5 protein-coding genes and 2 pseudogenes are annotated in these 14,597 nt (G+C 40.3%); 3 read left to right on the top strand and 4 right to left on the bottom strand.

The features are described from left to right. Positions 1–17: 17 nt before the first annotated feature. The 3 genes and pseudogenes from F8R90_RS19935 to F8R90_RS19925 form a co-directional block, all read right to left on the bottom strand. A complete protein-coding gene (locus F8R90_RS19935; RefSeq protein WP_196512121.1) occupies positions 18–710 on the bottom strand; it encodes a DJ-1/PfpI family protein in 693 nt (230 codons plus the stop codon). 10 nt (positions 711–720) lie between these two features. Continuing rightward, positions 721–2,736, bottom strand: a complete 2,016-nt coding sequence (locus tag F8R90_RS19930; protein ID WP_196512120.1) for an AGE family epimerase/isomerase — start codon at positions 2,734–2,736, stop codon at positions 721–723. 937 nt (positions 2,737–3,673) lie between these two features. Next, a pseudogene (locus F8R90_RS19925) lies at positions 3,674–3,805 on the bottom strand (IS5/IS1182 family transposase); the annotation flags it as partial. Positions 3,806–4,358: 553 nt separating this feature from the next. Between F8R90_RS19925 and F8R90_RS19920 the strand changes: the two are divergent. The 3 genes and pseudogenes from F8R90_RS19920 to F8R90_RS19910 all read left to right on the top strand — a co-directional run. Beyond that, positions 4,359–4,562, top strand: a pseudogene (locus F8R90_RS19920) (transposase); the annotation flags it as partial. Positions 4,563–5,607: 1,045 nt separating this feature from the next. Then, positions 5,608–9,456, top strand: a complete 3,849-nt coding sequence (locus F8R90_RS19915; RefSeq protein WP_196512119.1) for a caspase family protein — start codon at positions 5,608–5,610, stop codon at positions 9,454–9,456. Between the two features lie 29 nt (positions 9,457–9,485). Next, positions 9,486–13,985 (top strand): nSTAND1 domain-containing NTPase, encoded by a 4,500-nt coding sequence (locus tag F8R90_RS19910; protein ID WP_196512118.1) that lies wholly within the window; start codon positions 9,486–9,488, stop codon positions 13,983–13,985. A gap of 377 nt (positions 13,986–14,362) precedes the next feature. Here the strand turns inward: F8R90_RS19910 and F8R90_RS33875 are convergent. Beyond that, a partial coding sequence (locus tag F8R90_RS33875) for a transposase (protein WP_196512117.1) occupies positions 14,363–14,597 on the bottom strand: 235 nt, incomplete at its 5' end.

The following is a 14,597-nucleotide window of genomic DNA, read 5'->3' as shown; positions in this document are numbered from 1 at the left end:
TGATTTCCTTTGTTTTTCTAGGTAACTCCTACCAACTCTTGACCTTGAGATACTATTTGGTGAGCGATCGCATCAATAAATGCATACACGTCATGTCCGGCTCGTCCTGTTACTAAGTCTTTATCAACCACAATATTTCCCGGATCATTTGGTGGAGAATTTACAGGTGGCGGTACATAAACAGCACCAGCATTAGTAATATCTGCTAGCACTACTTCATGACAGATTACCCTTCGTCCTCGGAGTAATTCTGGCATTGGTGTCAGTAACCACAATCCATGACAGAGTAAACCTTTGATAATCTTGGGATTTGCCATTGCTTGAGCAAAAAACTGAACTGCTGGTGCAGTACGCGTCTGTTCTGGATTAATCTGCCGTCCTGATGGTGGTTCAAAGTAGCGCAGACGTACACTGGTGTAGTTAGCTGCCATAATGACAGCCGCATATTCATTGACATTTACTTTCAGAAAGTCGATGTTAACTTCCAATGTTGCGAGGGACGTTTCCTGTCTATTGATCCGATCCGCTTCTTCTACACTATCAACATCAGCTGCAAAGCGAACGCTTTGATTTCCCCACAGCCGAGACATTAAATGGACAGTTGCTCCAAGTTCAAAAAAGCGTGTTTGATATGCCGCGATCTCATAGGGAATGTATTCAGTTTCGACGAGTATGGCGATTTTCTTGCCTTTTAGCATTCGGGTTACCATAACTTCTTGCTTAAGCCTTAGGTGTAAATTCCACAATGATTTCTGCTTCTGAACCAAGTTGAAATTCTTTCTCTCCCAGTTCAATTCGGAAGTTATCATGGTCTATTGATGTGCGATCGCTACCATCAATGCTGACTCTGCTCACTTCCAGAGTATTGGGTCTAACAAAATCAGGTAGAATATTGAGCGATCGCTGGCGACAATGTTTGTCAGGTTTGAAATACAAACAGAAGGGTTCTTTTGTCACATAGCTACTTATATATATATGAGCCAAATAATTTAGCTCAAAAGCATGGTATCCAGAAATTGAATGTCCACCTTTTTGTGCATATTGTCCTGAAGTAATTGCATCTCCATTCTCACTGACTCGAAAGAAAATACCTTTATTGTCTTGATCAAGAAAGAATAGATTCCAAAATGCGGCGGTTTCTCGTGCTAACCGTAAATACTCTTGTTTTTGGTCATGATTTTCATTACTGCAACCATGAAGAATTAAGTAGGCTAATAGGGATTGTTCTTGTTGCCAGAAGTCTTTAGTGTTGAACCAAGGAAATTCTAGTGGCGTTCCATTTTGAGGATTACGTTCTAAAGTATCAAAGATTCCACCCCTAAATAGATCTACGCCAATCTCTGCCATCTTCATGCCTAAATTATCTGCTAGCTTCATCAACTTATCAGCTAAACGTTGTGATTCTTTGGCTTCTTGCGCGTTATCAGCAGCAGATTGGGCAGCTAGAGAGTAATAATAGTTGGCAACACGAGTCAGGTTCCAGGCAATCTTCAAATTGTGTCCCACGACAGCACGATTTTGTTGCCACCGCCAATTATGGTCTGGTTTCCAATCCCGTAAAAATCGCTCATTCACAAACGGAACATTAGGATCTGGGTCGGGAAATCTATCGACAATGATTGTGGATGTTGTTTTGAGAATCTTCTTGGAAGTTTCTAAGAATTTTCGGATTTCTTCGTGACCATGATCAGTTATTGGCAAAGGTTCTAATGCCAGAATGACATTAATTAAATAAGCCGGTATATGATCCCCAATTGAATTCCAATTTTTTCTAGCTTGATTGTCACCAAGAGCAGGACTATCCCAATTTAATGTCACATAATCAAGATGTGAAAAGTAATCACCGTAAGCATGTTGACCATACTCTGATTCTGGGTCGGTGAAGAAATCATTAAAGACACGAACAGTTCGCTTGATATCATCAAGTACTTCCCAATCTAAAGTGATGCGATAATATTGAGCTAATCCAGCTAAGGCATAAATTTGCTCGTAAAGTGGGATTGTATCTCTATCATCTTCGTTGAGAGAACGTAAATACAACTCATAACTGTACTTCGTCTTGCGCTTGCCAAAAGCCCAAAAACAATGTTTGCCATCAGATGTTAAAGTGCGAAAAGTTTCTCGTTGGTATTGAACTCCAGCACGAGCAGCTGAAAGATAGCGTTCACCTCCAGTTAGCAAGTAAGCAGAGGAAAGACCATAGATCAGCCTGGAGAGAGTGGCACATTCCTGGATGTTATCATCTGCTGGCAAACCGATGATGTTCAAGTTAGTTCGGTAAAGCGCAAAATCATCGATTTCATAAGTTTGTTTATTGGGAAATAAATAGCCTAACCAACTATCTGCTAAACGAGAAATTTGCGTCAGCCACCAGTGTGTCTGCTCAAAAACGAATTCGTCTTGGCCTCTATATGAATTTAGTAAGCTAACAATGCGAGCGTTATATTGGCAGCTACCGTTATTTTCTATATATACCCCTTGTAGAACTACTAAGCTATCAGGCTGGATGTATTTTCTCACTGAATCTGCTGGCAAGGACTGATGAAAATTTTCAGGATTTGGCACGCGATCGCGGTTGATACCATCTAAATTCTGTAAAAATTGAAATCGTGTTTCTCTACCCACTGCAACCCGAAATTCATCTCCACTACGGCATTTAATACTAAATTTCCCTTGCTCCTGTGCAATATCAGTAACTTTGCCCATTAGGGTTGTGTTCACAGTAAATTGCTTCATAAATCCCTTCCTGTAATTTTGTATTAAAATTCTTTGCTTAAATTAGCTCATTTGAACCCTCATTAATAGATTCGTCCGCAAATTAAATTTGCGTAAATAAAGATAGAATGTAAATTTTAATCTCTGTCAATTCTAATATTTACCAAATATTGCTATTAAAGGATTCTTATACTTTAGGTTGGTTTGCCCTGGTAAATATTCAAGATTACGGCTATTGTCTAAGTTGGCAATATATTCTATATTTATGTCTAAATGCCAACAAATATTAAACCAGTAAATCAAAATCTTGTTTCAAAAAAATCAGTCAAATGAAGCGCAGTTATCAAAAATCATTTTTAGGTCTGACTTCATATCCATAAGTATCCAGGTAAATGCAAAATCTCTGTTAATTACATACCCTTAAATTGCATCCCTTAATTTATCTTCTCGGATTCATTATCAGATATCAATTTAAATCTGCCAACCAAATAGATAATCAAGCAGGTAGTAATAAAATTGCAACTCTTGTTAACCAGTAATTAGTTCTAAGCTCGTCGAAGCTATCTATATGAACTTAGTACGAATTTAGTTTAGAAAAAAACAGCAATCCTCTATCTTGAGTCAGATAATATTTGGTATACAAATATACAAATTAAGTTTACTGCCTTACTTGAGATATAAATAAGCGAAATTTTTCTATTCCTAAATATAGGTTATTTGTTTTTGGATTTTAATTAGTTAATCCTGAAATCTAAATCTAAGCGTATTATTAGTCCTTTTAGGTTCAATATAGAAAATATCAATAGAAATCTTTAGCTTCTTTCTAGCTGAAATATAAATTTCTTTAAAATTCATTTAATTACTAGCTTTTTCTGCCCAAGCATTTTTATTTTCAAATATTACATAATTAATTTTTAAGCCCAAATGTCCGTTCCACTATCCATCGTTTTGGCAATCACTCAAATGTTTTTGATATCCTTTCAATCACCTCAACACGAACTTGGTCTCCGCAAACCTGTTTGACGGCTTGAGCGAAGTTTTCTTCCGAATAGCCCTGATCTACCCAAACAACTTCCAATTTGGACAATTCCTAAGCCGCTTCATGAGGATGTAAATCTGTGAGCGCAGACAAGGACGCTAATAGGTTAGGGGTGTGGTCAAAAGTAGTTGGTGGATGAGCGATCGCTTAAGATATGAAGCTGAATGATAATAATAATCAATCTGTTTTCGGGAAGGAGAGCATAGCTGACTTTCCCTATTAACTAAAATTTTTATTTAATAGAGCGGCTAAAAATATTTAGTATTAGCTGTAAAGGTTAAAAAGTATAAAGAATTGCATAAAATATTCAGTAAAACCTTTGACATAATTGACTTAGGACGCAGATTCATTATTAACTGTAAGTACTAAAAAAGTATTTCTTGTCTATTTACAGTTATGAACAGGAAACAAAATATTAAAATACTAACAGAGCTTCTAGATTTAAAAGATGTGAAAGTTATATCACATCGCCTTCATGTCGGGATAGGAATGATTTTACAAATAGAATCAATAAAATCATACAGTACTTGTCCTCGCTGTGGTACAAAAAGCCATAGATTACATCAAAATCATCGATACATTGTTAAAGATTTGGTTATCGAAAGCTAAAAAATATTTTCCCAAGAGTAACAATACTATTATCCGTTGCTTTGATGAGATAATTGCTTACTTTGATAATGGGACAAGTAGTGGTGCTGTGGAAGGTATTAATAACAAGATCAAGTTGATTAAACGTTCCGGTTATGGATTTAGAAACTTTGACAATTTCCGAGTTAGATGCTTATTAAATTGGCATTTTAACTATTAGTTAAGCTAATCGTCATTCATTTTTCCAGAATGATTCGCTTGTAGTAAGGGCTTCAGCCCTACATTCATGCAACTTAAATGCCGATTAGCTTAAGCATACTATGTACTGAAGAATCAAATGGTTTAGACTACTTAATTGGATAAAGTTCAGCTTATAATATCTCAAATTTTAATCAATTATGTTATGAATGAGACAGAGAACTGTGGGAAACTACAGTGCCAAAGTTACAGCACTTCCGGTAGCTATGAGGTACATCCTAAAAGCTGAAAGCGATGATAGGAGAGGGGCAAGGAGAAAACTATATTGCATAATAGCCGGAAGCGCTGTAATTAGATTGTCAGGTATGTACTCTGAAAGCCGACTTTGGTAGCTAAACGAGATACTAGCAATAAGTTTCTCAGTAAATAGAGCCTCTCTATTAAGCTTGGGCATTCTGAAGGATAAAAGGATAAGAAATGAAGTGTAAAAATGTTCTTATAATTTGAAGGTTATATAAATCTTTTGGCAATGAACGCAATAGTTTAAAATTCTTAACGCAAAAATGCTTAAGTATTCGATTAATAATACATTATTTTAAGTTCTTAGTATTGATTGACCAAATCTTATATTGTGCTAATTAGATCATGATGAAGACGACGTTTTGCTGACAAAACAGGAATAATTGAGCCAATCGACACTAATTCTCTATCTATGGTTATAGAATAATAAAATATTTACTTATCTTTACTTGCCCTTTATTACAGGGATGGAGATTAAAAAGGTAATTAAATTTATATTTACAAAAAACATATTTGTATTATCTACCAAAATAAATAATAACAATCTTACTTTAGGAATAGCTCCAAACTATTAGGTTTGTTGCTTAATAAAGAAACACGTAAATAAAGCAATAATGTTGCTTTGTTTAATAAGGAGATATTGCTAAGATTTTTACAAAGGTTAAAATTTTAAATAGTGACTTGCAATTGCAAATTTTACTAAGTTGAAAATTGCTTAATTTAAAAAAAAAACTATATTTGCTTAAATTTAATAAGTGAGGCTCAGAATGACTCGTAATATCTATGCATTGCTGGTTGGTATTGATAATTACCTCAATTATGTCCCTCCTCTCAAGGGCTGTATAAACGATATTTTGGCTGTAAAAGAGTATTTGTTAGGCCGGATTTCTTCCGATGGATATAAGCTAAATTTACGCATACTTTTAAACCAAGATGCCACCCGTCAGGCAATTATTGATGGTTTTCGGCAACATTTGTGTCAAGCTAGTAATGAAGATATTGTCTTTTTTTACTATTCAGGTCATGGTAGTCAACAAGCAACACCTGAAGAGTTTTGGGCTTTAGAACCAGATCGGCTAGATGAAACTCTCGTGTGTTATGACAGTCGGAATCCTGGGTGTTGGGATTTAACAGATAAAGAATTAGGGAAGCTAATTGCTGAGGTAGCCGAGAAAAACCCTCATATTGTGATTATAATGGACTGTTGCCATTCCGGTTCAGGCATTCGCGGGGATTTAGAACTAGAAACTGCTGTTCGTAAAGCACCCATTGATCACCGTCAGCGACCTTTAGACAGCTTCATTTTCTCTTTAGCAGAAGCCAAACAACTCTCAAATTCCCGCAGTTTGGACAAAAATGCTGCTGCTTGGACTTTACCTCAAGGAAAACATATATTTTTTGCGGCTTGCCAAGATTACGAGGAAGCTAAAGAGTACATGGCAGATGGGCAAAGTCGGGGGGCATTCTCTTACTGTTTACTTGATACCTTAACAAAAGCCAATGGTAGCCTCAGTTATAGAGATTTATTCAAACGCACTAATGCTCTAGTTCGTAGCAAAATTGCAGCTCAGTCTCCTCAAATAGAAGCTACAGTTCAGGGTGATTTAAACCAACCATTTCTAGGAGGCGCGATCGCTTCCCACACTCCCTACTTTACAGTTAGTTATCACAAACACCATACGTGGGTAATTGATGGTGGTGCTGTTCATGGAATTCCTGAACCTTCTGGTGATGAAACAACTTTACTGGCATTATTTCCTTTTGATACCCCCTCCGAACAGCTACACCAATTATCAAGGGCGATAGGTGAAGCTCAAGTACTTGAAGTCATGCCGCAGTTGAGCAAAGTTCAAATTAACAATGTCAGATACTTAAATACAGAGATGACTTTCAAGTCCGTTGTTACTAGTCTTCCCCTACCACCTAAAGGAGTATTGATTGTTGGAGAAGACGCAGGAGTAGAACTGGCACGCACCGCAATTTTGACAGATAGGTCTCAAAATCAACCCTCTCTATACCTACGAGAAGTGATTACACCTGAAACTACCGAGTTTAAATTGCTGGCTTGTAATGATGAATATCTGATTACACGACCAGCCGATGACCGTCCTTTAGTGGCTCAAATTCAAGGTTACACACAGGCAACTGCCTCGCAGGCAATACAACGATTAGAACATATTGCCCGTTGGACCAATATTTGCGAACTTTCTAGCCCTGCCAGCAGCAGAATTCCACCAGACGCAGTACAAATACTTGTTTATCAAGATGGGCAAGAGCGGCAAGATATTCAGATGCGCCTGGAATATCAACAAGAAAATGGCAAATGGAAGCAACCTAATTTCAAAATAAAGTTAAAAAATACTAGTAATGAAGCAGTATATTGCGCTCTGCTGAATTTAACAGATCGTTTTGCAGTGAGTGCTGATTTCTTTGAAACAGGAGGAATTTGGCTGCAACCAAGTGGACAAATAGGAGATGAAGCTTGGGCTTTAGGCGGTAATTCAATTTATGCCCAAGTTCCCGAAAAACTATGGCAGGGACAGGGAATTACTGAAGTTAAAGATATTCTCAAATTAATTGTCAGCACTGCGGAATTTGACGCTACCTTGCTCACACAAGATGAGCTTGATTTACCTTCTCGTTCCACACCAACACCTCGTCGAGGTCAAGGCACGCTGAACCGTTTAGTGAACAGGATTCCATCGCGCGACCTTAGAGCTAAACCAGAAGAAGAAATGTGCGACGACTGGGTAACTAGTCAAATCATCATTACAACTATTCACCCACAAAACACCACATCGATTCCTAGAGGACAAGAAAGTGTTTCCTTAGGTTCTGGTGTGAAGTTGCAATCACATACCAGTTTAAAAGCTAATGTCCGGCTGACAACAGTCACCCAGTCTTCCAGGGATCTAGGTAATTATTTACTACCGCCTCTTCTGAGGGCCAATAATTCGGGAATTCGACCCTTTCAATTCACTACCAGTCGAGGGACTGATCCAGGGTTGAGTGTATTGGAATTGAATCAGGTAGAAGACTCTTCTGTTGTCACGCCAGATCATCCTTTAAAGCTAGTTGTTGATTCCTCCTTAAAACCAGACGAGTATCTCTTACCAATCAGTTATGATGGCGAGTTTTTCATACCTTTAGGACGCGCTCACAGTAGTGCAGATGGTACAGAAATTATCTTGGAGCGTTTAACAGAACCTGTGATTGAAGGAAAACGCAGTCTTGGGGGTTCTATTCGGATTTTGTTCCAAAAAATAATGTCTCAAAATTTAGGATGGCAGTTTGATTACCCAAGTTTAGCTGTAGCAGATGTTAGTCCAGATGGGGTAGTCAATTACATTGGTGCAATCGAGCAAGTTAAGCAAAGAGTTGCCCAAGCCAAGCGAATTGTTCTTTTCATCCACGGTATCATTGGCGATAGTCAAAACATGGTTGGGAGTATAGAAAGGGCAAAACTTACTGACTTATATGATCTAGTTCTCACCTTTGACTATGAAAGCCTCAACACATCCATTGAGGAGAATGCCAAACTCCTGAAGCAAAAACTCGCAGCAGTTGGTTTAGGAGAAAATCACGGTAAAGCCTTGCACATTGTCGCTCATTCAATGGGAGGACTGGTTTCCCGTTGGTTTATTGAAAGAGAAGCAGGCGATGGCTCCGCCAACGTCTCCGACGAACGCGTTGTGCAAAACTTAATTATGCTGGGTACACCAAATGCTGGCTCTCCTTGGTTTACTATTCAAGATTGGGCGCTAACAACCTTGAGTATTGGGCTAAATGGTCTGTCAACAATTACTTGGCCCATCCCAGTTTTAGGAATGTTGCTCAAGGCAATGAACAAATCTGTCGAGGTGATTAAAACTATCGATGTTTCCTTAGATGAAATGCGTCCTGGCTCTCAATTTTTGCAAAACTTGGCAGCTAGTCCTGATCCTGGGATTCCTTACACAATCATTGCTGGTAATACATCAATTATTCCCGCTGCTCTCCAACCAGAAGCTAATCAGCAGTCTAGTCCTTTAGAGCGACTAATGCAAAAGCTGTTTCATAAGACAGCAGGACTAGCGTTTTTTGGTCAACCAAACGACCTTGCTGCAACTGTACACAGCATCAAAAGTGTCAGTCAAGAACGTCAGCCTCCACCCCAAGTTCAAGAAATTGGCTGTGATCATTTTGTTTATTTCACTTATCCCGAAGGATTAGCAGCATTAGCAAATACTTGTAACTTGTGCGTTCAGCGGCATCATTTAGATGCGGCGATGAGTAGTTCTGTAAATTCAAAGAATTATTTAACTACTCACCTAGATCGAGAAGAGCTTTCTCACACACCTCTACCCTCTTCAGTTGGCATGGCTGTTGTAGACAATTTACCGCCTAATCAGACAGTAAGTTTACTTCCAGGAAAAGTCGATAATCTTTCTACTGTCAGCGCTTTTCATACCACTACTAACCGTCATTCAATCGAGAGTAGAAGACATCAACAGTTAATTAGTGTATTGATTGCTGTATTAGCAGCAATAGCGATGATGGGATTATGGCAATATCAACAATCCAAGTACACAGAACCCAAAAATCAAAATCAACTTAATCAGTCTCTACAAATGTGATTGATTAGTACAAAAAAAAGGCTAATACCATGTCTGAATTTTTGCACAACCTGGCACTTGTGATTGGAATTAATAATTACGGTAACGGAATTTCCCCACTCCAAAATGCTGTTAATGATGCCCAACAATTAGTACAAGTTATACGCGAACAGCATGGATATCAAGTGTGGTTGTGTTTGGATGAAGTAGCAACTCTCTCTAACTTGAATGAACTACTTTGGGAAACTCTGCCAGAACAAGTACATTCAGATGATCGTTTGCTGTTTTACTTTGCAGGTCATGGAATTGCTCTGAACGCTGATGATGGGCCAAAGGGTTATTTAATTCCCCAAGATGCCATCCTCGGAGAGGTTCAAACCTACTTACCGATGACTCAGTTGCAGGAAGCTTTGGAGAAATTGCCTTGCCGTCATTTCCTAGGATTCCTTGATTGCTGTTTTGCCGGAGCCTTTCGCTGGTCTAGCACCAGAGAATTGTTAACTGTGCCAGAAGTGATTCACCAAGAACGCTACGATCGCTTTATCTCTGATCCAGCATGGCAGGTGATTACCTCTGCTGCCTATGACCAAAAAGCTTTAGATGCTAATGCACTCGATGCAGATTACCGTGGTCAAATTGGAGATCATTCACCCTTTGCTACCGCCCTCTTAGAAGCACTGACAAATGGAGTTGATTTATATCCTGCTGCTTATGGTCAGCCTTCAGGAGACGGAGTAATTACTGCTACTAAACTCTACCTTAATTTGCGCGATCGCATAGAGCCGTCCACTGTCAAAGATCATCATCGGCAAACCCCTGGTATTTGGCCGCTGAAGAAACACGACAAGGGTGAGTATATCTTTCTGACTCCTGGACATGTATTAAATTTACCTCCAGCACCACCACTCGATGAATCAAAAAACCCCTATCGTGGCTTAGAATCCTTTGAAGAAGAACACAAGCAACTGTTTTTTGGTAGACAAACTTTGACTGAAAAGTTACATGAATTTGTCAGTAATCAACCTTTAACTGTAGTACTTGGGGCTTCTGGAACCGGAAAATCGAGCTTGGTAAAAGCAGGATTGATCCCATACTTGCGAAGTCAGCCTCAGTGGCAAATTCTAGGAACTATACGTCCTGGGGAGTCTCCGGTGAAGGCTTTAAATAACATACTATTGCGAGAAAGCCTGAGTGCTAGTTTAGCAACTTGGAGTCAGCTTTATCCCCAGTCAAAGTTGCTATTAGTAATTGATCAGATAGAAGAACTTATTACCCTTTGCCAAGACGAGCAAGAACGGCAGAAATTTTTAAATTTATTGGCGCAAACAGTAGCTAAATATTCAGATAATTTTCGCCTCGTACTAACTTTACGCTCGGATTTTGAACCTCAGTTGCGAAATTCTGCCTTAGAACCATATTGGCAAAGCGCGCGATTTATCGTGCCAGCAATGACGCGGGAGGAATTACGCGCCTGTATTGAAGAACCAGCCTCAAAAAGGGTGATGTATTTTGAGCCGCACAATCTGGTAGATACGTTAATAGATGAAGTAGCACAAATGCCAGGAGCGTTACCGCTACTTTCCTTTACCTTAAGTGAACTTTACCTCAAGTATTTAAAGGCTGTGCGCCAGGGTAAAAGGAATAACCGAGCGATTACGCAAGCAGATTATGAACAACTGGGTGGAGTGATCCAAAGTCTTACCCAAAGAGCCAACTCTGAATATGAGGAGTTAGTCAATGACAATCAAGCTTACGAACAAACTATCCGTCATGTCATGCTGCGAATGGTAGCGGTGGGAGGAGAGTTGGCGCGTAGACGTGTACCTTTATCTGAGATGCAGTACCCAGAACCAGAAAATGGGCTGGTAAAAGAGGTAATTCGGCGCTTTTCGGCAGCACGTCTGCTAGTTCAAGGACAAGATACTGAGGATCAAGCTTATGTAGAACCTGCCCATGATGCCTTGGTGCGGGGATGGCAAAAGCTGCTGGCGTGGCAACAAGATGAGGCAGAAAGTTTAATTCTACAACGACAACTTACACCAGCTGCTTTCGAGTGGAAAAGCGTTAAAAGTAGGGAAATACCATCAGGTTGGCAAGCCAAGGTAGAACCTGTTTTGGATTGGTTGGATAGCAGTTGCTATGTTGTGGAAAACTCATTTGACAAAATCAACGCTCAACTGTTGCGCCTGTGGCGACGAACACAAAGTCAGCAACAGCAACACCGAGAAAAACAGGTACAGTTTCTTTGGAATGCTAATCCTTATCTCGATGTCTTGAGTGAAAAACTTAAGTCCAATGAAAATTGGTTCAACCAGTTAGAAGCGGAGTTTGTACAGCGTAGCGTTGTGCAAAAACGCAAGAATATTGCTTGGCGATCGCGCATTGCGATGGCCGTCATCCTCGGGTTAAGTGGATTAACTCTTTACGCTCTGTTTAATTTAAGAAACGCACAAATAGGCCAAGCTAGTGCTTTTAGAGAAAATGCAGAAGTAGACTTGGGAACGCCAGTGTTAGATGGGGCGATCGCGAGTTTACGAGCCGGAACACTGCTCAATCAACCTCTGGTGCAGTTATTCAAGCCAGAAAAGCTACAAAATCAAGTACAAGGAACACTACAAACGGCAGTTTATACAGTCAAAGAACACAACCGCTTGGAAGGCCATCAAGGCACCGTCAGAAGCAGTTTTAGCGCAGATGGGCAGTTACTGGTAGGCGCTGGAGAGGACGGCATTGTTAATTTGTGGAACTTACAAGGTCAGGAGCAGGTTAAATGGAAGACAAACTTGGTCAGATACGTCGATTTTAGCTCGGATGGGCAGCTACTGGTTACAGGCGGAGAGGACGGCATTGGTCGCTTATGGAACTTACAGGGTCAACTGTTAGCAGAATTGAAAGGGCATCAAAGTCGGGTGAGGAGCATCCGTTTTAGCCCAAATAGCCAGCTAATTGCTAGCGGCAGCGATGACGATACAATCCGCATTTGGAACTTACAAGGTCAGCAGTTGCGAGGATGGAAAGCAAATCAAAACTCGGTCAATAGTGTCAGTTTTAGCCCCAACGGACAACTACTGGCTACAGCCGGAAAAAACAGTACTATCAGCCTGTGGAACTTGCAGGGTCAGCAGTTAGGGAAACCTTTTACAGGGCATCAACAGCCTGTCAGTAGTATCAGTTTTAGCCCAGATGGTCAGTTACTGGTCAGTGGTGGACAGGACAGAACTGTTCGCCTGTGGAACTTGCAGGGTCAACAGTTGGGGAAACCTTTTACAGGGCATCAAGGCCGAATCTGGAGTGTGCAATTTAGCCCAGATGGTCAACAAGTAGCTAGTGCAGCCGGAGATGGCACTGTCGGTTTATGGAACTTGCAGGGTAAGGAGTTGCAGAAATTTGCTGGGCATCAAGGCCCAGTTAGAAGTGTCAGGTTTAGCCCAGATGGTCAACTACTAACTAGTGCCGGAGATGATAAAACTGTCCGTATGTGGAACTTGCATGATCAGCAGGTGACAGAATTATCAGGTCATCAAAAACGAGTTCTCAGCATTAATTTTAGCCCAGATGGTCAACGAGTGGTGACTGGGGGAGATGATGGCATCATCCGCGTTTGGAATTTACAAGGTCAACAGTTACTAGCATGGACAGCACATCAAGGTCAACGAATCCACAGTGCCAGTTATAGCCCGGATGGTCAGTTGATTGGTAGTACCGGAGATGATAGCAATGTCCGCCTATGGAACTTGCATGGTCAACAGTTAACAACCTTATCAATGGCAGAATCTTCCGATTATCCACAGCATATATGCGATGTCAGTTTTAGTCCGGATAGCAAACTAGTAGCTAGTGTAGGAGAGAATGGTATTGTTCTTGTGTGGGACTGGCAAAAGCGGTGGCAGTTAGCAAAGTTCTCTATGGTAAAATTCCCCCGTGAAAACCACTTCTGCAAAGTCAGTTTTAGCCCAGATGGCAAGCTGCTGGCTAGTGCCGGAAATGACGGCACTATTCGCTTATGGAACTTGCAGAAACAGAAGTTGATCACAGATATTCCGGGTCATCTAGGCCCTGTTTATAGTGTGGCATTCAGTCCCGATGGCAAGCGACTAGTTAGCGCTGGAGATGATGGCACTATTCGCTTATGGAACTTGCAGGGTAATAAACCATTCCAGGAATTTGTGGAGGCAGTAAATTATGGGGCGAAGGTGAATTCAGTAGCATTCAGCCCTGATGGCAAGATGATTGTCAGTGGCGATCAAAAAGGTAACATCAAGTTGTGGGACTCGCAGAATCTGGAGAAGTTTGCAGCCTGGAAAGCACATCAAGGCGAGGCCAGGAATGTCAATTTTAGCAAAGACGGCAAGATACTGGCTAGCGCTGGAGATGATAGCATTGCCAAGTTGTGGCCGATTCAATCATTCGATGAGTTGATGAAGCAGACTTGCAATGAAGTAGGAGACTATTTGCAAAATAACTCCAAGTTGGAAGAAAGCGATGGTCATCTGTGCCACAAATACCCTACTTTAGCCCGTAAAGCAGGGGAAGGGAGAAAGGGAGCATAACAGGGTGGTTGAGTTTACCATGTAGCAGGTAAGGTGCTTGTAGAGTAAGGTTTTGAATAATTGTAACAGGTATAATAGAGTCAAATTGAAAGTATATAGGAACGTTTTTGGGAGCCAAAAGGAATAGGAGAGGGATATTTTTAGAAGGAAATTAGGTAATGTCAAGTGTCCGGTTATGGCGGCTTTTTACGGAGAGTTAGTTCACTTACCCAAGATTTGTAAACATTTTCAACAATTCACCTCAGTACCAAGATTGAGAAGCATTCTAGTGACACGGTAGCCAGATTTTCCCTAAAGTCACATACAATTTTGGGTGTTAGTTCCACACTGCTTCTAGGCGATCGCGATCAAGATGGTAAATACAGCATCTACGGCTGTTATGAGGTACAGTAGCAGCAACTAGCAAACCAGTTTCTTAAATGTTGAGGATTTATTAATTCGAGTGCAACTGAGATTAGCTTATCAATCATTTGTGTTGTAGTTGGAGCGAAACTGCGTAAAAAAGATTTAAGTTGTGACCACCATAGTTCAATTGGATTAAAATCGGGGGAATATGAGGATAAACAGATAACTTTCGCACCTACAGCTTCAATCATTGGCACAATTGAATCT

Source organism: Nostoc sp. NZL (genome assembly GCF_015714705.1).
Classification (GTDB): Bacteria; Cyanobacteriota; Cyanobacteriia; order Cyanobacteriales; family Nostocaceae; genus Nostoc; species Nostoc foliaceum_A.
The sequence above is the reverse complement of the archived record's forward strand: the minus strand, read 5'-3'. Positions and strand labels throughout refer to the sequence as shown.

Excerpts from the sequence above, each read along its gene's own strand:
- F8R90_RS19915 (WP_196512119.1), top strand. The coding sequence starts at position 5,608 with ATGACTCGTAATATCTATGCATTGCTGGTTGGTATTGATAATTACCTC.
- F8R90_RS19935 (WP_196512121.1), bottom strand. The coding sequence starts at position 710 with ATGGTAACCCGAATGCTAAAAGGCAAGAAAATCGCCATACTCGTCGAA.
- F8R90_RS19910 (WP_196512118.1), top strand. The coding sequence starts at position 9,486 with ATGTCTGAATTTTTGCACAACCTGGCACTTGTGATTGGAATTAATAAT.
- F8R90_RS19930 (WP_196512120.1), bottom strand. The coding sequence starts at position 2,736 with ATGAAGCAATTTACTGTGAACACAACCCTAATGGGCAAAGTTACTGAT.